Here is a 19,679-nt window from a genome sequence, read left to right on the forward strand (position 1 = left end):
GTTACTCACCCGTCCGCCACTAACTAACGTCTAGCACTCAGTGTTCCTAATGTTCTTTTCTACTGAAGTTGTGTCGGCCCTTTATATAACGTGGAGCTCTCTCTCCGTTTCACTACGTTCGAGCTCTCGCTTTATCCAACTTCACTGACCACTCAGTGCTAAACGCTAGCCCGTTCGACTTGCATGTGTTAGGCACACCGCCAGCGTTCGTCCTGAGCCAGGATCAAACTCTACATAAAATTTATGAAGAAAATTTGATTGCTCAAATTGTCTTTACTCATTTGACGAGTCATTGGCTGTTCCTTGTTGTTTAGTTTTCAAAGACCATTATTTGTAGCCTTCGTGGCTTGAGCCACATTTATAAATGATACTCGAAAATCCTTCAATTGTCAACTATCATTTACTCTTTTTATTCTGTCACAACAGTGTGTGAAGCGGAACATTTGATACTATACCACAGCGCGATATTACTTCACAATCGCTAAATTCATCGGCAATCTTTGATATTTTTTGTTTATCCTTATTTTACGCCAGATACCTCTCCTATCTTCTTACTTTCATGAACTTACCCATGTGTATTTATGCTTATTAGTCGATGCCATTGGCCGTTCATTTGCTTAATGAAGGTAGACAAAAAGGGAGATGTCCATCCATCTCCCTTTTTAACTAGCCTATAAGGCATATTCTTTATCCTATAAGACAATAGAAGTCTATATCTATATTATTAGGAAAGTATACAATTTTTCTCGCCGTCACTTAGTCATCTTCTCTGGGCCGCATGGTCGGGAAAAGAATAACATCGCGAATCGATGGAGAATCCGTTAAGAGCATGACTAGGCGGTCAATACCGATTCCTAATCCCCCTGTCGGTGGAAGGCCATACTCTAGGGCTTGGACGAAATCCTCATCCATCATATGAGCCTCATCATCACCTTTATCCCGCTCGGCAACTTGTGCCTCGAACCGTTGTCTTTGATCAATGGGATCATTTAACTCCGAGAAAGCATTACCTAATTCTCTACCATAGGCAAAAGCTTCAAACCGATCCGTATACTCTGGGTGTTCGGCATTTCTCTTAGCCAAAGGAGAGATTTCCACCGGATGCCCAATAACAAAGGTCGGCTGAATGAGTTTAGGTTCTACAAATTCTTCAAAGAACTCATTGATAATCTTACCCCGTGAACTGCCTGGTTCAACCTTCAATCCCTTATCCTTAGCCGCTTGTTGTGCCTCTTCATCAGTGAGAATCTGGCTAAAGTCGATTCCCGCATACTCTAAGATTCCTTCAAGCATGGGCAAACGACGCCAAGGTGTTTTAAAATCAATGGTTTGCTCTTGATACGTGACTTCCGTCGTTCCATGAACCTCTTTCGCGATCGAGGAAATCATGTTCTCGGTAAGCTCCATAATATCTTCATAGTTAGCGTAAGCTTGATAGAGCTCCATCATAGTGAATTCAGGGTTATGCTTAATGGAAATCCCTTCATTACGGAAGTTTCGACCAATCTCAAATACTTTATCAAAGCCGCCGACAATTAAGCGCTTCAAAGGGAGCTCCAGAGCAATCCGCAGATAGAGGTCCATATCTAAAGTGTTGTGATGGGTAATAAACGGACGCGCTGCCGCCCCGCCCGGAATCGTGTGCAGGGTTGGGGTTTCTACCTCCAAGAATCCTTGACCTTCTAAGAAGTTTCGCATAGAACGAATAATTTTACTTCTCATCACAAAAACATTTCTGACTTCTGGGTTCACAATGAGATCCAAATACCGTTGACGATATCGCAACTCCACATTCGTTAAACCATGGAATTTCTCTGGCAATGGACGCATGGACTTTGATAAAAGCTGGACTTCTGAGGCATGAATAGAGATTTCCCCACGACGGGTGCGGAACACCATCCCTTTCACGCCGACAATATCACCGATGTCGAATTTAGTAACTAGCTCAAACCACTCTTCACCGATATCATCTTTACGAATATAGGCTTGAATCTGTCCGCTAAAATCCTGTATATGCGTAAATATTACTTTACCTTGGTCCCTTTTGGACATCATACGGCCGGCGATTTTGACTTCTTGACCTTCCAGAACCTCGAAGCCGTCCAAAATTTCCTGGGCCATATGTGTTCTCTGATATTGATCCGCATAGGGCTCTACCCCATATTCTCTTAACTGAGCAAGCTTGTCCAAGCGAACCCGCCAAAGATCATTTACTTCATCCATCAATCATACCCCCAACAGTAATTCCTTTAACAATTTTACCAAAACCAAGTGACAATAAACAACATTTCCAGTCAAAAAGTTTTAACTCCTCCGCCATGGAAGGTAAAACAAAGTGTCGGCAAGAGCTCTTGCCGACTTATCTTTATACAAAACTTGGCTGACGTGACGAAAGTACAGTTTTCGTACATATTGTCTGAAGACGACGTCGACTACCCAAGTTGCCATATACTATCAACCGAAGGCATGCTTCGGCGCGTTAGAAAACATTGGTCTTTAACCATTGCCTTCACTCAAACTCAGACTAGCAAAAAGACACTGATTAGCGAATATCGACAATCTCATAATGGAGAATGCCGGCAGGAACATTGACTTCCACGATAACTCCTTTAGGTTGCCCCAAAACAGCTTTTCCTACTGGAGATTCATTGGAAATTTTATTGGAAGTCGGGTCTGCTTCTGCAGACCCGACGATGGTATATTCCTCTTCATCACCATAATCTTTATCTCTCAAAACTATAGTTGTGCCGAGAGCGACGATCTCACTGCCTTCTAAATCGTCAATGACTCGAGCATTTCTCAACATTTTCTCCAGAGTAATAATACGACCTTCAATAAATGCTTGTTCATTTTTGGCGTCATCGTACTCTGAGTTTTCGCTGATATCTCCAAACTCGATGGCCTGCTTAATTCGTTCTGCCACTTCGCGTCGCTTTAAAGTCTTTAGAAGTTCTAGTTCTTCTTCTAATCTTTTCAATCCTTCAATAGTTAAAATTACTTCCTTTTCGGCCATTCATAATCCGCTCCCTTTTCTCATCCTACGCATGGCGCTTCTTCTCTTGCGCTTCATTTAAAATTAGGGCCTTAATTCCATAATATGTAAACACAGCTATTTACATTACTCGTATTATATGTTCACTTCAAAATATTGTCAAGGTTCCCGCTAAGTCCCTTTCCAATGATTTGCCGTGACTAATACGTTCTAATATTCTTCCTGATACAATTTTGCTTATACATTTTCTTTTAAAATCCTTTGGAATAAGTCCTTCATCGCGCCGGATGTTTTAGTTTGCATGATTTGATCACGCAATAATGCCGCATTGCGAATTCCTTTAATGTACCAGACAGCATGCTTGCGCATTTCGTTCAGGCCAACTCGTTCTCCCTTATATTTTAAGACCCGGTCAAAGTGTTCCGAAGCTACGCGTATTTTCTCCTCCAGAGAAGGATCTTCTTGTAGGACTCCCTTACTTAAATAATGGTCTATTTGAGCGATAAGCCATGGGTTCCCAAGGGCACCTCTGCCTACCATCACTCCATCACAGCCTGTTTCTCTTAAGGCCCTTTGTGCATCCTGAGCAGAAAAAATATCCCCATTGGCAATGACAGGGATTTTTACACCTTCTTTTACCTTTTTGATCCAGTCGCGATTGGCTGTTCCAGAGTAAAACTGCTCACGGGTTCGTCCATGCACACTGACCATTCGAACGCCGACATTTTCCATGCGTTTAGCCAACTCAGGTGCCACAATCTCATCTTCTGTCCATCCCAGGCGCATCTTTACTGTTACAGGAACCTCCACTGCTTTAACAACGGCTGCAGCGATCCGTTCTGCTAAGGGAAGGTCCCTCAACAAGGCCGAGCCTTCGCCATTCTTAACAATTTTAAGGGTCGGACACCCCATATTAATATCGATTATATCGGCATCTCTCGCCACAGCTAAGGTTGCCGCCTTCGCCATGACCTCCGGCTCCGAGCCAAAAAGCTGAACAATCCGTGGGGAGTCTTCCCCTGAGAGATCCAACATCTCAAGGGTCCGCGAATTCAGATAGGTCAGGGCCTTATCACTGATCATCTCTGTCCAGACATGACGGCCTCCCACAGAACGAACTGTCTCCCGAAAGGCCTTATCTGTAACGCCTGCCATTGGAGCAAGAAATACAGGTACTTCAAAATCAAATTTTCCTAAACGCATAGCTCTCCAATCCACCTATCAGGGAAGTTGATTAAAATTCTTTTCGTAGATTAACAATAAACCCTCTAGGGTCAAGAAGGGATCGACTTGCTCGATCTCCTCTGAATCCTCTTTGATTAGTTCCGCCAAGCCCCCCGTGGCAATCACTCGGGTATCAGGCCCTAATTCCTTCTTCATAAGAGCTACGATACGATCGACTTGGCCCGTATAACCATAATAAATACCTGACTGCATCCCGGCAACCGTGTTCTTGGCAATGACATTTTTGGGCCTTAGAATTTCAATGCGGGGAAGCTTCGATGCTCTTTGAAACAAGGCTTCAGTGGATATTCCTATTCCAGGAGCAATAGCACCGCCCAAATACTCACCCCGTCTCGATATCGCGCAGAAGGTTGTCGCCGTACCAAAATCGACAATAACCAAAGGACCGCCGTATTTATGGTAGGCCGCAACAGCATTGACAATTCGGTCCGCTCCCACTTCCCGGGGATTATCGTAAACGATAGGCATGCCTGTCTTTACTCCAGGTCCTATCACCAAGGGTTCCACATTAAAATATTTTCGTGCCAAAGATTCCAGCGTCGGCATCACCGGAGGAACGACAGAAGACATGACAACCGCTTTAATCTGCGAGAGACTGAGTCCATTCAGATCAAAAAGGTTTCTAATGATCACTGCATACTCATCCACAGTTCGAGATTTGTCCGTGGAAATGCGCCAATGGTGAATCAACTCTTTCTGAGCGTATACACCCAAGACTATATTTGTGTTTCCTACATCAAACACTAGAATCATCGTCATTCTCCTTAAATTTAAAATTATATTTCAGACGATACTCAACTGAGTGATCTACTTCAATTAAAGAGACATCAATTGAAGGGACCTTAAGATACTCTTATGAGGTTGTTAATTGGGACTATACTGTCCCTCTGCTCTTAACGTCACTTCCCCCGAAGAAAAAGCCATTTCCTGACCCTCATGGCTAATAATCAGCTCTCCGTTCTCGCGAATTCCCTTAAAGATTCCCGTATAGACAATTCCCGCTCTGTTGATCTGAACCGATTGGTTGATGCCTACCGCGAAAGAGGTCCAACGTTGGATAAGACCCTGAACATCTCCCTGTTCTAAGGACTGAATTTCCTTCTCCAAAATAAAGAGAAAGGTGGCTGCCAAACCGTTGAGATTGATCTCTTTCCCCAATATCTCCAATAATGTGGTGGCGGGTAGCTTAGGACTAAGCTGCTGCAGGGAGAAATTAGCGTTCACCCCAACCCCTAAAATGAGACTTTGTACAGCATTCCACTCCCCGGCCACTTCTCCGAGAATTCCGGCAATCTTTTTTCCTTCATAAACCAGATCATTGGGCCATTTAATTCCTGCCTCTATTCCATAAAGCTCCTTCAAGGTTTGAGCCATGGCGACCCCGGTGCTCAAGGTTAGCTTAGCTGCATCACCCAAGCTCAGTCTGGGCTTTAGCAAAATACTCAGCCAAAGGCCTCCCTGCGGAGACTCCCACAGGCGCTGCATCCGTCCATGACCAGAATTCTGTCGCTTCGCAATTACCACTGTACCATGCTCCGCATCTTGTGGAGTAAGATTTTTGAGCCAGTCATTAGTTGAAGGTAATTCTTCAAATAGGAGGAGTCGCCTGCCCAAGGCCTCTGTTCTAAGCTCTTGTTGCAGCGCCCATTCATCTAGGGCAGAAGGGGTCTTCAAGAGTCTATACCCCCGCCTGGTTTGACCCTCTATGTCATACCCGGCTTCCTTCAATCCTTGAATCTGTTTCCAGACGCCTGCCCGAGTGATGTTGAGAGAATCACTAATACTCTCTCCCGAAACATATTCACCTTGCTTAAGCTTCAATAGATCCAGAATCTTATTTCGCACAATTTTCTCCATCTTCCCAGCGTTCCTTTGTCTGAGCCTTTATATCACCGATATCCAAGGAAAAGTCCAATGCTTTGACAGAATGGGTAATAGCCCCGATGGAGATTACATCTACCCCGGTTTCAGCTACTGCGCGTATGGAGCCCTTTTTGATGCCACCTGAGGCTTCTAAAACAGCCCGGCCGTTAACCATTTCAACCGCCTTGTGCATTTCCTCCAAATCCATATTATCCAACATAATGACCTCGGATCCCGAGGCTACGGCTTCCTCCACCTGCGCTAGGGTCTCACATTCCACTTCAATCTTTACCATATGTCCAATTTGGCGTCGAGCCGCTTCTACTGCCGGTCGTATCCCTCCGGCAGCCGCAATATGATTATCCTTAAGCATTACTGCATCATAAAGACCGAAGCGATGGTTCTGTCCACCGCCCATCCGTACAGCGTACTTTTGCAGCATGCGCAAGCCCGGAAGGGTTTTTCGAGTATCCGTAATCCGCGTAGGGAGTCCTTCACATTCTTTTACCGCTTGATAGGTAGCCGAAGCCACACCCGAAAGATGCTGTAGAAAATTTAAAGCGGTACGCTCAGCACTAAGAATTGATCTTACCCGACCGCTAACCTCTATAACAACGGTTCCCCGCTCTACTTTCTCTCCATCCTTAGCGAGAACTTTGACATCCAGTTGCGCATCCACGGTTTTGAAGACTTGCTTTGTCACTTCCAGACCGCAAAGGGTGCCTTTTTGTTTAGCATATATCTTAGCCTTGGTCCATGCTGATTCAGGAAAAATAGCTGCGCTTAAATCTCCTGTCCCTAAATCCTCCTGTAAGGCCTGTTCAATTAGCCCTTGATACTGGAATGCTGCCAACATCGTTAATCCCCCTTGTTTGAATGGAATGATTGAGAGTATGTTCATAGCTTTCAGGATAATCCGAACGATAATGTCCCCCTCGGCTTTCTTGACGTGCCACGGCGGCCCGTGCGACACAGACTCCAATGGTTAAGAGATTTTTGAGCTCTAATTCTTCGATTTCTCTCCCTGGGTGAAAGGTGCTATCCCATTGCCCAAGAAGAGTAATAGCCTTCTCTAGACGTTCCTTCTCTCGGATAATACCGACGTACTCCCACATGACTTCTTGGAGGTTCTCCCGCTCAATATGAGCCTTAGAGTGCGTCTCCAACCCATCTTCTTGATCTATGACAACATCACTTATTTGAGGAGTGGGACGGGCTGAAGCTTGAGCTCTCTTAACAATATCCTCAACGATGCGTCCGCCAAACACCAGCCCATCCAGCAAGGAGTTGCTCGCCAAGCGATTAGCCCCATGCACGCCATTGCAGGCACACTCTCCGCAGGCATACAGAAAGGGGAGACTTGTCCTACCTAGTTGATCCGTACGGACTCCGCCCATCATATAGTGAGCAGCAGGGGCCACAGGAAGCAGATCCTCTAACACATTTATCCCATGATCTAGGCAGGTCTGGTAGATCAAAGGGAACCGTTGAGTCACCTTTTCCACTCCAATAGGGCGGAAATCTAAGAACACCTGACCCTTAGCTCGTTCTCGCCAAATCGCCCGCGCCACCACATCCCGAGGAGCTAGTTCCTTACCTGGTACATCCTCCATAAACCGCTCACCATAAGCGTTCACAAGATGAGCCCCTTCTCCGCGTACGGCCTCAGAAATCAAAAAGCGCTTTGCTCCGGGTATGAAGAGAGCTGTGGGATGGAATTGCACGAATTCCATATCCATCATTTGTGCTCCCGCCCGATATGCTGCTGCCATACCATCTCCTGTGGCCACTCCCGGATTTGTGGTATAACAATAAAGTTGTCCTAGGCCACCTGTGGCTAAGACGACTGCTTTTGCCAAATACATCTCTAATTCTTGATTCTTACAGTTAAGACTCAAGGCGCCAATAACTTCACCTTGATCATTTTTTAGGAGATCTAGGAAAAATTGCTCTTCTCTTACAAGGATTCGGTCTCGGCCAAGGGTTTGAGCTACCAAGGCTTTTTCAATTTCTTCCCCTGTGGCGTCGCCATTGGCATGGAGAATCCTGCGCCGACTATGAGCCGCCTCCTGAGTAAAACTCAACCGACCGTTCTTTTGATCGAAATGAGCCCCCATATGAATTAATTCCTCAACCCGAAGCGGACCGTCTTCAGCTAGAATTCGTACTGCTTCTGGTTCACATAATCCAGCGCCGGCATACAGGGTATCGTCATAATGCAAAGAAGGAGAATCCTCCTCCTCCAGAGCTACCGCAATTCCGCCTTGGGCATGCTTGGTGTTGCTTTCCGGGAGGCCCTTCTTAGTTAATACCGTCACATCAAAATGCTCGCTCGCCTTAAGTGCTGTATATAAACCAGCAATTCCGCTCCCCAGAACCAATACCCCGGTTGAATGTACGCGTACTTCCTCCAAGTGCCATGGCACCAAAAATTGTCTCATATTTGTCCCCCTGCCCCGCCAAATTGCCCCTTTTAATCTCTATTTTCTATTGAATACTAAGCTCTAACTCTGCAGTTATTATTCCACTCTCATTAAACAACTTGACATTATGTCATCCTAGGGATAATAAAAAATCTGGATTCGAGCCTATGCTCAAGACACACTTAAGTCTCACTGCCATGAATCTCCTCGTGGGCGATCTTCACCGGGTCATTCTTCTCGTCGACAAAAACGACCTTTGGCTGATAGTTCTTCGCTGCCTCATCAGTGAAAATGCCATAGGAAATAATAATGACTTCATCCCCCACTTGCACTAATCGTGCTGCCGCACCATTGAGACAGATCGTACGCTCTCCACGTGCTCCGGGAATGACATAGGTCTCCAGTCGGGCCCCATTGTTATTGTTGACTACCTGCACCTTTTCATTAGGCAGTATATCTGCAGCCTCGAGTAGATCCTCATCAATCGTGATGCTGCCCACATACTTAAGATTAGCTTCTGTAACTGTGGCCCGATGAATTTTGGATTTCATCATTGTCCTAAACATTTATAACCCCTCCAAAACCTTATTATCGATCAAGCGCGTAGAACCAAAACGCACGGCTAAAGCAATTAGGACTCTTCCCTGAAGGATTGTGAGAGCACTTAAGTCGTCTGCGGAACGAATCTCGACATAGTCCACTTCTCCGGATGTTTCACTCGTTATCTTAGCTTTAATCTGCTCGGTGATAACCTGAGCACTTCGCTCCCCTTGGCGCACCCACTCTTCTGCTTCTGTTAAGCTCCGCTGAAGCACCAACGCTTCTTTCCGCTGTTCCGGAGTTAAGTAGACATTTCTTGAACTCAAAGCCAGCCCATCTTCTTCTCTGACAATAGGTACCGCGATGACCTCTATGGGGAAATTCAGGTCCTGAACCATTTGACGCACAATCAGGTACTGTTGATAATCCTTCTGACCAAAATAAGCCTGATCGGGTTGAACACAATGGAAGAGCTTGCTGACCACTGTCGTCACTCCTCGAAAATGTCCCGGACGAGAAGCGCCACAAAGGCTATCTCCCAGCTCGCCAACTTCTACATAGGTCAAGTTTTTCGTAGGGTACATCTCTTCAACCTCAGGATTGAATATGACATCAACCCCTGCACCTGCTGCCTTTTGGGCATCTCGTTCCAAATCCCGCGGGTAACGAGCAAAATCTTCATTTGGGCCAAATTGCAAGGGGTTCACAAAAATACTCATCACCACGAAGGCCCCACTTTTCTTTGCTTCCTCTACTAGAGTTAAATGCCCTTGATGTAAGAAACCCATCGTGGGTACCAGAGCGATGGACTTTCCGTTCGCCCGTTGCTCTTTGACGATTTGTCTAACCTCCGAAATTAATTTACAGATTATCATACTTCATGCATTCCCTTCTCCAGCTAGCGCTGTAATCTATCTTGTTCGGAAAAAAGCCTATTCATCTCTTCCCACGACTCTTTTGTATAAGCTCCCCCGGTCATTTCCATCTTCCGTCGACCTATTTCCAAGGTATAAAGCCCCAAGGCTCGATACACCGAATCAATGTCAGCCGGCATCTGTTCAAGATGCCCCCGGATCACATCCGCATCCCCCCGGGCAATAGGCCCAGTCAAGGCTTGGGGCAATCCTACCTTCTCTAAGTTTTGAATAGCACCCTTCATTAAAGGGAGCAAGCTTGCCAAGGCTTCCTTTTCTTCTATTCCTACCTTTTCGAACAAGCGAACCGCCAGACCGGCTAAGGTCACTAGATAATTCGAAGCAACCACTGCCCCGGCATGGTAAAGGGGCTTTTGCTGAGGGTCCAGTCGGTGAGGAATTCCTCCTAAGTGAGTCACTATCTCAACGCCGATGTCTTCCTTATCACCCTCGATACCAAAGTGTGTCCCCGGAATCAGATCCACAGCTTGCTCGATCCCGGCAAAGGCTTGTAAAGGGTGGAGAGATAAATAACTAATCGGCAAATTCTTATTCACTTCCATCACCCGGGAGCTGGCGGACCCTGAGCAGTGAATCCAGATTTGTCCCTCTTTATAGAGGTTCCTTTGTGCTAGTTCCTCAGCGGCGACCCGAATCATCCCATCTTGGGTTGTGAGGAAGAGAAGATCCGCCTCAACAATCCATTCCTGCAAAGGGCGCTTCTCCCAGTGGAGATGGTGACAAAATCGTTGGTAGGACTTTTCACTTCGTGTATGTACACCGACTAGACGATATCCCGCCTGTTCCAAGCGAATAGCGATCGCCGTGCCAACGATTCCTGCTCCGATGATGCCAAACCTCATCTGCTTCTCCTCCAATAAATAAAAGCACCCCACAAACGTGAAGGTGCCCAGTCTGCTTTCCTTCGCCGTCTCGGTCAAAATGATCCAAGCGGTATTCTCAAAAGCCTTAGCTCTATTGTCAAAATAATCATGGCCTACGATTAGTTCCTAAAACCCTGCCAACATTTCCACAGTACAATTCCCTTGAGATATTGTCTGAAGTTAACTATTGTCAGTAGCCTCCAGGCGCCATACAGTTCCCTCACCAATGACTTCAGTAACCCTCCGGCCCGAAGGCAGAATGAGCTCCGGAGCAATTTCCCGTAACGGAGCGAGAACGAACTCTCGTTGTTCCATACGAGGGTGCGGGAGAATAAGTCGTTGATCTTCCCATACCCTATTATCGTAATTTAACAGGTCAATGTCAATGGTTCGCGGCCCCCAATGAATAAGTCTTTCTCTCCCCAAAGAGCTCTCTACTTCCTGACAATAATCCAAAAGCGCCAAAGGGGCTAAGGAGGTCTCAATCTCCAAGACTTGATTCCAAAAGTCGGATTGATCTGTCTTTCCCCAAGGTTTGGTCTCGTAAATACTGGATTGCTTGAGAACCTGGATATCAGGATGAGCCATTAATTTTTGACGGCTCTTTGCTAAATAATCTCCCCGATCCCCTAGATTGCTACCCAAGCCTAAGTATGCTTTAATGATTTTCATAATTTTTTCTCACGATAAATTTCCACAAAAGCATCATCAAAAATACCCTGCATAGGAGCTTGTGGTTTATGGACAGTGACGGAAACTCCTTCACAGGCAAACTCAGCCAAAACGACCTCCGCAATACGTTCCGCTAGTTTTTCAATCAATTGATACCTTTCTTTTATCACAATGGTTTTAATTCGCGTGTAGACCTCAGCATAACTAATCGTATCTTCTACTTGATCGCTTCTTCCCGCTATACTCAGGTCAGCAAAAAGGTCAATATCCACAATAAAAATCTGCCCCAAGCTATTTTCCTCATTCAGTACTCCATGAAAACCATAAAACTTTAAACCTCGCAAACCGATTCGATCACGCGCCAACAAAGTTCGCCCCTCTCTTTTGCCGATAGATAGCATCGGCCATCTGCACCGCTCTTTTGTTCGGCAAAACATCATGGACCCGTAGAATATCCACTCCAGCCGCTACCCCTATCACGCTGGTCGCAATAGTTCCCTCGAGGCGTTGATCTGGGGGCAAGTTGAGAGTCTGACCAATCATCGACTTGCGAGATGTCCCTAGCAATATAGGGTGACCTAAGGACCGGAATTCACTTAATCGGCTCATAATCTCGAGATCCAGGTCCAGACTCTTGCCGAAGGCAGGGCCACCGATTCCAGGATCTATGATGATCTGGTCACCCTTCAAGCCCTGCTCTTCCGCAAGGAGGATGCTTTTCTTTAAGAAAGCCATGATATCTCCGATCACGTGACGGTAGTTGTCTCCTTTTTGATTATGCATAACAAAGACTGGTGCTTGGTACTTCCCCACGACCTCAGCCATCCTAGGGTCTCTTTGTAATCCCCAGACATCATTGATCATATGTACGCCACTATCCAAGGCTCGCTCTGCCACTTCTGCTTTATAGGTGTCCAGGGAAATGGGAATAGATAGCCTTGGCACGAGAGCCTTTAATACAGCCTCCAAGCGCTCCCACTCTTCCTTGGCACTGACCGGGTCATGGCTTATACGGGTAGACTCTGCTCCGATATCTAGGATATCCGCACCCTGCTCCACCAGCGCTTCCGCTTGCTTTAGCGCTTGATCTAAAGTGACAAATTTTCCTCCATCGGAAAAAGAATCGGGAGTAAGATTGAGAATTCCCATAATCAAGGTCCGCTCACCGAGAAGCAATTCCTTACCTCGGCAAGAAAGTACCCTTTTTTGAGGAGGTTCAAAGCCTTCAAGAAGACTTTTCAAGGTCTTACCCAAGTCTTTTAAGCCAAAGGGTTGCGCTAACAGTTTTTGACTTAACTTCCGAAACTGCTTGACGGTCCCGACTAGAAGCATATCCGTTGCTTCAATCTTATTGACAATTACATTCCGATGGACGGCTGCATCGCCACCTAGGGAAAGCATCTCCTGCTTCAAGATATGCGCCACATGCAGGGGTACGTTTTCTATCTTAAGAGCGCGCCCCAGCGGCTTACCAGCCATCTGGGCGATCCCTCCTGGGTCTGAGCCGATTATTTCCATGGCCTTCTTGCTCTCCGTCTCATTATCCAGCTTAATCCAACGCAGATGAAAATCTTTCATAACTTATCCTCCTAGCCTAGAATCGACCCCGACCTAAATGATTATCTCCTCCATTGACTTCGAATACTTATAGCATGTTTCTTGGCTCGGACAGTTTTTACAATCCCTTGCCCAATCATCGGCAAGCGCTAAGGCTTGACCGAGAGGACTGCTTGTCTTATCCGGAGACAGACGATGTTCCAAGATCCCTAAAGCGATCATCTCAACCTCCGTAGAGGAAAAACCACAATCCCTCAAGATAGGCAAACTTATCCTAGCACTTACCAGCGCGTGATCTTCTTGAGTTTCATACTCTACCCAACGTCCAATATCATGTAATAACCCCGCCGCATAGACAATTTCTTTGTCAATCTCCGGCATCTGTTCTTGCCGATCCTGAACTCCAACTTCCAGAAGTTTTTCCAATAGATAAAGATAGGCGATCCGAGACACCGTCAGCCCATGATCCGATCCATGCCGACAATAGATCCGGTTCTCCTCTGCCTGTGTGTTCTTCCGGCAATAATCTTCATAGCTTTGGTGTTGGATGATGAGATTTACGCGGGGCATGGAGCGCATACTTGCTATTCCTCCTATCTATGATTATACCTTGCCCATTTCCAATCGGAAATAATAATTCGTCTCTAACCGTTCACCTAATATAGAAAAGCCCCAGAAAAATCTTTCTGGGGCATAACCAAATAACTCGTTTTTAGAAAAGACCCGTAATGCGCCCTTCAGCATCGATATCCATTCTTAGAGCGGCCGGTCGCTTAGGCAGTCCAGGCATGGTCATAATTGCACCGGTAATGGCAACTAGGAAACCTGCTCCCGCAGATAAGCGTAGTTCACGAACCGTAATCGAGAATCCTGTGGGACGACCCAGAACGCTTTGGTCATCTGTCAAGGAGTATTGGGTCTTGGCCATACAAATAGGTAATTGGCCGTAGCCTAAATCTTCATATTTCTTCATGGAGGTTAGCGCTTCTTTGCTGAAATTCACACCATCTGCACCATAGACCTCTTTACAAATGGTTTCTACTTTCTTCGCAATCGGTTGATCCAAATCGTAGAGCACGTGGAAATTTGATTCCTTCTTGGCTAGAATATCGAGAACGGCATTAGCCAGCTCAATACCACCTTCTCCACCCTTAGTAAAGACCTCGGATAGAGCAAACTCAGCACCTAACTCACGGCAACGTTGAGCAATAAACTCAAGTTCAGCATCCGTATCGGTAGGGAAACGATTGATGGCAACGACAGCTGGCACACCAAACTTGCCAATGTTCTCGATATGTTTTTCTAAGTTGACAATTCCGCGGGCCAAGGCTTCCAAATTCTCTGGACCTAAATCTTCCTTAGCCACGCCGCCATTCATCTTGAGAGCACGTACCGTGGCTACAATAACCGTAGCCGCGGGCTTCAAGTTAGCAAAACGGCATTTCAGATCATAAAATTTCTCAGCACCTAGGTCTGCACCAAATCCAGCTTCCGTAATGACATAATCAGCTAGCTTCAGAGCCAACCTAGTGGCAACAACACTATTACAACCATGAGCAATATTGGCAAAAGGACCACCGTGAATAAATACCGGTGTATTCTCTAAGGTTTGTACCAAATTCGGCTTAATGGCATCCTTCATGAGTAGAGCCATAGCACCTTCTGCTTCCAAATCGTGAGCAGTCACAGCCTTACCATCATATGTATAGGCAACCACGATCTTACCAAAACGTTCTTTAAGGTCCATCAAATCATTGGCTAAGCAGAGAATAGCCATAATCTCGGAAGCAACGGTAATATCAAAGCCGTTCTCCCGGGGAACTCCCTCTGTCCGCCCCCCTAAGCCAATAATAATCTTACGCAAGGCCCGGTCATTCATATCCATAACACGACGGAACACAACTTGACGCGGATCAATGTTGAGTAAATTCCCTTGTTGGATATGGTTATCTAATAGTGCCGCTAGTAAGTTATGGGTAGAGGTTATAGCATGAAAATCACCGGTGAAGTGTAAATTGATATCCTCCATGGGCACGACCTGAGCGTATCCTCCGCCAGCAGCTCCCCCCTTAATACCAAAGCATGGTCCAAGGGAAGGTTCACGCAAAGCAATCATGGCCTTTTTACCAATCTTAGCCATTGCCTGCCCTAGTCCAACTGTTGTGGTGGTCTTACCTTCTCCAGCCGGAGTCGGATTAATGGCAGTGACTAAAATGAGTTGCCCATCGGGTTGATCTTTAAGGCGATCCCAGGCACTGAGATTGATTTTGGCCTTATATTTTCCATAAAGCTCAATCTCATCGTCTAACAAATCCAAACCCTGTGCCACATCCACAATGGGCTTCATCGTTGACTCTTGTGCAATCTCGATATCTGTTTTCAATTAAGTTCACTCCTTTTTCCACTTTTTCTCGGTACCAAAAGCCCTTTTCCTTATCTAGGTTTTACTCCAGTCTTGTTACTTTTATTCGGCGCCAAGATAAGTTTCCCTGCTAATTTTTTACAAGCTTTATAAAAATTATTGAATTATCTGCTTTCGGGCTCCTTCAGCGGTGAAACTCCCTTATATGAAGGAATGGTTACTGTTTTCCGCACGACGCTAACGCTCATTCCATATTGCTTTAGGCCGGGCGCCTCAAGGTTTGTGAAATAATCCAAAAGTTGATCCTGATTGCCGCTGGCCAAAATCTCGTAAGGGACTCCATCGGTACGCGTTATGGGAACTTGATTGACCAGCTGGGTGGAGGTTCCACTTAAAACGATGGAGGTAGAGGCAACAATGCGCTGACCATTGACGCTAATCGCCTCGGCCCCGGCCAGCTTAAGTATGTTGATGATTCTCAATAGATCATCGGTGGTCAACGGAAATACCACTTTATGCTCCTGCTGCCTGTCATCAATAGTAATCATAATCCCCTGACCTTGGACATCCACAGTTCCTTCCATCATGCGATAGCGGTCTAATTCAGCAAGCAGAGTCGGACTAGCTCCCCCTTCTTGGCGTGCACCTTCCAGTTGTGCTGTTAACTCTTTATGCCGCTCTTTAAAAATTTTGTTTTCCTCTTGGGCATCTTTAAGAAAACTAACGACAGACGCCGCTCTTTGCGATTGAATCTTTTCTAACTCAAGCACACTTTTCTGAGTTTGCATCTGTAAAGTGAGTAAAAAACCTAGCACAATAGCTACCAGAGTTAAGGGAATAGCGAGAGAAGACCTCTTCATTACTTCGCCTCCTTCACTGGTTCTGTGTAGCGGAACTGCTGAATCTTACCTTCCGGGATGACAACAGGCTCAGTGGGCACTTCTAGCCTACGGGTAATTCCGTACTGCTCCTGATACTCCCCTAAACGGTCCCAGAAGTAAAAATTCAGGGCAGATTGCAAATAGTTTACGTCACCGACAGCTTCTATCACATAAGGTGGCATCTGACGCGTTCCGTTAATCTGGATAAAGGCACCGCTGCAGAAAATTTCCGTATTTCCCATAATTCGTTGCCCGTTCACTGCAATAGCTTCTGCTCCACCATTCCATAGCCAATTGACGATCTGGCGAATATATTCCTCATGGATGAGGTAATAATAAATGTCCTGTTCACTTGTATCTCGATTGGAAGCATCATCGAGAGTAACCCGTATTCCGGGTCCTGTGACTTTGGTTAGCCCCGAGTTACGTTTGGATTTCTCCAATTGTTCTAATACCACTTTCGAGGCATTCTGTCCGGCTTGGAATTTTCCCATCTCCTCTTGTAGCTTCGCAAGGTCATTTTTTAACTGATCGTTTTCCTGGCCAATTTGCACAAGGGAAGCCAAAGTTGTATCCGTTCTTGCAACTGGCCCTGTGGTGCCTGTGGCTTTGATCAGGGTAACAAAAAGCATGCCTAAGATTAGGCTAGCCACTGTCAGCATCATTTTGCCGTTTTTCGGCAGTTCCATTTTACACACCTCTGACCTTTATCGACATATTTTTATCAGTGATGCCGCAAAGCGACATGGGTCTGATAGTGGGAAAAAGGACACCAAGTCGGTGTCCTTTTTAAATTTCCTATTAGAAGTCTCGTTCAATCGTTGAGCCACTCTTCGCCCGCTTTACGATAGTCACATAGTTCTTCCTGTTTAAAGTAAAGGGCGATTTCTCGCTCTGCACTAGCTACAGAATCGGAGCCATGGATCACATTACGGCTGATATCCATACCAAAGCTGCCACGGATAGAACCAGGGTTAGCACTAGCCGGATTGGTCGCGCCCATGAGCTCGCGGGCGATCGTCACGACATTTTTGCCTTCCCAAACCATGGCCACCACTGGAGAAGATGTAATATAGGCAACCGTGGGCTCAAAGAAACCTTTTCCCTTGTGCTCAGCATAATGATGTTCTGCAAGAGCTTTGTCAACATTCATAAGTTTCATTCCCACTAATTTGCAGCCCTTCGCTTCAAAGCGTCCGATGATTTGCCCTACTAGACCGCGCTGTACTGCGTCTGGCTTGAGCATGATGAAGGTCTTTTCCATAGAGGTCCTCCCTAATCAATCTTATTTTTCTCTTCTTCTAAGGTCGATCCACTCAATTTCGCAGTTACTTCAGCGTGCTCCACCTCATCTAATTCCTTCGCTGGAGTTGATGGTTGAAGCTCTTCACTGTACACCATATTGCTTGGTGTCTCATTTGCTAGTGCCTCAGACGGTTCCGAGACGGGTGAGCTATCTTGCGCTGCATCCGTTGGCATATCGAATTGAGCCATCAAAGCGGCAAATTCTTTTGAATCAATCGTTTCTTGCGCCATCAAGGTCTCAGCAATGGCATTCAGCTTATGCATGTTCTCTTTAATGAGATTCTGAGCTTTCTGATAACACTCATCGATAATGCGTCGCGCTTCCTTATCGATAGCGTAAGCTACGGCTTCACTATAGTTACGGTCCCTAGCGATATCACGGCCTAAGAACACTTGACCTTCCTTTTGACCAAAGGTAAGGGGTCCAAGCTCGTCAGACATCCCCAGTTCAGTAATCATCTTACGGACCAAACCAGTAGCACGCTCGAGGTCATTGGAAGCACCTGTGCTGATTTCATGAAGAACTAACGCTTCAGCAACTCGTCCCCCTAGCAGCATGGTGACTTGATCGAGGAGTTGTGATTTTGTCATGTAATTCCGATCTTCCTTAGGTAACAGGAGGGTGTATCCACCCGCACGTCCCCGTGGAATAATGGACACTTTATGCAGAGGATCAGTATGGGTGAGAAGCTCTCCTACCAAAGCATGACCTGCCTCATGGTAAGAAACCAGTTTCTTTTCAAAGTCACTAATCACTCGCGCCTTTTTCTCCGGTCCGGCAATAACCCGCTCCACAGAGTCCTCAAGGGCATTCATTTTAATCTCCTTCTCATTCCGACGTGCGGAAAGCAGAGCAGCTTCATTGACAAGGTTGGCAAGGTCAGCACCCGTGAAGCCAGGTGTGCGTCGAGCTAAAACACCCAACTCCACTTCGCTACTGAGGGGTTTACCTTTAACATGGACTTTTAGAATCTCCTCACGGCCTTTAACATCCGGAACATCGACCACAACTTGCCGGTCAAAACGTCCTGGTCGCAGTAAGGCTGGGTCTAAAATATCTGGACGGTTGGTTGCTGCGATAATGATGATTCCTTCATTACCATCAAAACCATCCATCTCGACAAGCAATTGGTTCAGGGTTTGTTCCCGTTCGTCATGGCCGCCGCCTACGCCGGCGCCTCTTTGACGACCCACTGCATCGATCTCATCAATAAACACGATGCAAGGAGCACTCTTCTTGGCCTGTTCAAATAAGTCACGGACACGAGAGGCACCCACCCCAACGAACATCTCTACGAAGTCCGATCCACTGATACTGAAGAAGGGAACACCCGCTTCTCCGGCGACAGCACGCGCCAACAATGTTTTACCGGTTCCGGGAGGGCCAAAGAGAAGTACCCCTTTAGGAATCTTTGCTCCCAGTTCATTGAACTTCTTAGGGAACTTAAGAAACTCTACTACTTCCACTAGCTCTTCCTTTACCTCATCTGCACCTGCCACATCAGCAAAGGTTACCTTTTTCTTTTCATCGCTGACCAGCTTAGCGCGACTTTTGCCAAACTGCATCACGCGATTGCCCCCACCTTGGGACTGCTGCATCATAAAGAAGAAAAAGCCCACGATTAAGAGAATCGGTAATATCGTCGTAACCAAACCAGCCCACCAAGGGGTCACTGCTGGTGGAATGGTGCGCATAACTACGTTATGATTGAGCATTTGCTCAGTCAGTACATCGTCGTCTGCATTACCTAGGGCTTTGTATTGTTTACCATCTTTGGTTGTGACCTCATAGGTATTCACATTGTCATCAGCATTGATTACAACTTCTTGAACCTGATCACTAACCACCGCCTTATAGAACGTCGTATAATCCATATCCAACGGTTGCGTGGCAGGTGGGTTGGACAATCTGATAAACATAATCGCAATTAAAATAATCAAAAGATAAATCGCGGAATTCTTGAAAAACTTCAAAAGTTAGGTCCTCCCCTCTCAAATGGAAAAACTAGCCATATTACGAGACAATATGCAATATTATACC

Annotated in this window: 19 protein-coding genes and 1 rRNA gene; all 20 read right to left on the reverse strand. The window is 46.1% G+C overall.

The window, feature by feature from the left end:
• Positions 1-239 (reverse strand): 16S ribosomal RNA (locus AAC978_RS06350); the annotation flags it as partial.
• A 517-nt stretch (positions 240-756) separates the two neighbouring features.
• On the reverse strand, positions 757-2,223 hold the full coding sequence (gene lysS, locus AAC978_RS06355) for a lysine--tRNA ligase (protein WP_341547209.1): 1,467 nt from the start codon (positions 2,221-2,223) through the stop codon (positions 757-759).
• Positions 2,224-2,542: 319 nt separating this feature from the next.
• The gene (gene greA, locus AAC978_RS06360; RefSeq protein WP_341547210.1) at positions 2,543-3,013 is read right to left on the reverse strand and encodes a transcription elongation factor GreA; all 471 of its coding nucleotides are present in this window, start codon (positions 3,011-3,013) and stop codon (positions 2,543-2,545) included.
• A 216-nt stretch (positions 3,014-3,229) separates the two neighbouring features.
• Positions 3,230-4,195 (reverse strand): tRNA dihydrouridine synthase DusB, encoded by a 966-nt coding sequence (gene dusB / locus AAC978_RS06365; protein WP_341547211.1) that lies wholly within the window; start codon positions 4,193-4,195, stop codon positions 3,230-3,232.
• 18 nt (positions 4,196-4,213) lie between these two features.
• Positions 4,214-4,990 carry a type III pantothenate kinase gene (locus tag AAC978_RS06370; RefSeq protein WP_341547212.1) on the reverse strand — a complete coding sequence of 259 codons (777 nt, stop codon included), beginning with the start codon at positions 4,988-4,990 and terminating at the stop codon, positions 4,214-4,216.
• A gap of 111 nt (positions 4,991-5,101) precedes the next feature.
• A complete protein-coding gene (locus tag AAC978_RS06375; protein WP_341547342.1) occupies positions 5,102-6,082 on the reverse strand; it encodes a biotin--[acetyl-CoA-carboxylase] ligase in 981 nt (326 codons plus the stop codon).
• A complete protein-coding gene (nadC, locus tag AAC978_RS06380) occupies positions 6,072-6,956 on the reverse strand; it encodes a carboxylating nicotinate-nucleotide diphosphorylase (RefSeq protein ID WP_341547213.1) in 885 nt (294 codons plus the stop codon). The genes AAC978_RS06375 and nadC overlap by 11 nt, the downstream gene beginning before the upstream one ends.
• On the reverse strand, positions 6,922-8,541 hold the full coding sequence (gene nadB / locus AAC978_RS06385; RefSeq protein WP_341547214.1) for an L-aspartate oxidase: 1,620 nt from the start codon (positions 8,539-8,541) through the stop codon (positions 6,922-6,924). Before nadB ends, nadC begins: the two co-directional genes overlap by 35 nt.
• A gap of 164 nt (positions 8,542-8,705) precedes the next feature.
• The gene (gene panD / locus AAC978_RS06390; RefSeq protein WP_341547215.1) at positions 8,706-9,089 is read right to left on the reverse strand and encodes an aspartate 1-decarboxylase; all 384 of its coding nucleotides are present in this window, start codon (positions 9,087-9,089) and stop codon (positions 8,706-8,708) included.
• On the reverse strand, positions 9,090-9,938 hold the full coding sequence (panC, locus tag AAC978_RS06395) for a pantoate--beta-alanine ligase (protein ID WP_341547216.1): 849 nt from the start codon (positions 9,936-9,938) through the stop codon (positions 9,090-9,092).
• Positions 9,939-9,961: 23 nt separating this feature from the next.
• Positions 9,962-10,840: a Rossmann-like and DUF2520 domain-containing protein gene (locus AAC978_RS06400; protein ID WP_341547217.1), complete on the reverse strand. Its 879-nt coding sequence runs from the start codon at positions 10,838-10,840 to the stop codon at positions 9,962-9,964.
• A 201-nt stretch (positions 10,841-11,041) separates the two neighbouring features.
• On the reverse strand, positions 11,042-11,524 hold the full coding sequence (folK, locus tag AAC978_RS06405; RefSeq protein WP_341547343.1) for a 2-amino-4-hydroxy-6-hydroxymethyldihydropteridine diphosphokinase: 483 nt from the start codon (positions 11,522-11,524) through the stop codon (positions 11,042-11,044).
• 5 nt (positions 11,525-11,529) lie between these two features.
• Entirely contained in the window at positions 11,530-11,898 is a 369-nt protein-coding gene (folB, locus tag AAC978_RS06410) for a dihydroneopterin aldolase (RefSeq protein ID WP_341547218.1), read from the reverse strand.
• The gene (gene folP, locus AAC978_RS06415) at positions 11,888-13,111 is read right to left on the reverse strand and encodes a dihydropteroate synthase (RefSeq protein ID WP_341547219.1); all 1,224 of its coding nucleotides are present in this window, start codon (positions 13,109-13,111) and stop codon (positions 11,888-11,890) included. The genes folB and folP overlap by 11 nt, the downstream gene beginning before the upstream one ends.
• Positions 13,112-13,144: 33 nt before the next feature.
• On the reverse strand, positions 13,145-13,669 hold the full coding sequence (locus AAC978_RS06420) for an HD domain-containing protein (protein ID WP_341547220.1): 525 nt from the start codon (positions 13,667-13,669) through the stop codon (positions 13,145-13,147).
• Between the two features lie 133 nt (positions 13,670-13,802).
• The gene (locus AAC978_RS06425; protein ID WP_341547221.1) at positions 13,803-15,473 is read right to left on the reverse strand and encodes a formate--tetrahydrofolate ligase; all 1,671 of its coding nucleotides are present in this window, start codon (positions 15,471-15,473) and stop codon (positions 13,803-13,805) included.
• Between the two features lie 143 nt (positions 15,474-15,616).
• Positions 15,617-16,312 carry a DUF881 domain-containing protein gene (locus AAC978_RS06430; RefSeq protein ID WP_341547222.1) on the reverse strand — a complete coding sequence of 232 codons (696 nt, stop codon included), beginning with the start codon at positions 16,310-16,312 and terminating at the stop codon, positions 15,617-15,619.
• Positions 16,312-17,022, reverse strand: a complete 711-nt coding sequence (locus tag AAC978_RS06435; RefSeq protein ID WP_341547223.1) for a DUF881 domain-containing protein — start codon at positions 17,020-17,022, stop codon at positions 16,312-16,314. The genes AAC978_RS06430 and AAC978_RS06435 overlap by 1 nt, the downstream gene beginning before the upstream one ends.
• Positions 17,023-17,147: 125 nt before the next feature.
• Positions 17,148-17,597, reverse strand: a complete 450-nt coding sequence (gene ndk, locus AAC978_RS06440; RefSeq protein WP_341547224.1) for a nucleoside-diphosphate kinase — start codon at positions 17,595-17,597, stop codon at positions 17,148-17,150.
• 11 nt (positions 17,598-17,608) lie between these two features.
• Positions 17,609-19,612: an ATP-dependent zinc metalloprotease FtsH gene (gene ftsH / locus AAC978_RS06445; protein ID WP_341547225.1), complete on the reverse strand. Its 2,004-nt coding sequence runs from the start codon at positions 19,610-19,612 to the stop codon at positions 17,609-17,611.
• Between the last annotated feature and the right edge of the window lie 67 nt (positions 19,613-19,679).

The organism is Desulfitobacterium sp. THU1 (assembly GCF_038181555.1).
Taxonomy (GTDB): Bacteria; Bacillota; Desulfitobacteriia; order Desulfitobacteriales; family Desulfitobacteriaceae; genus Desulfitobacterium.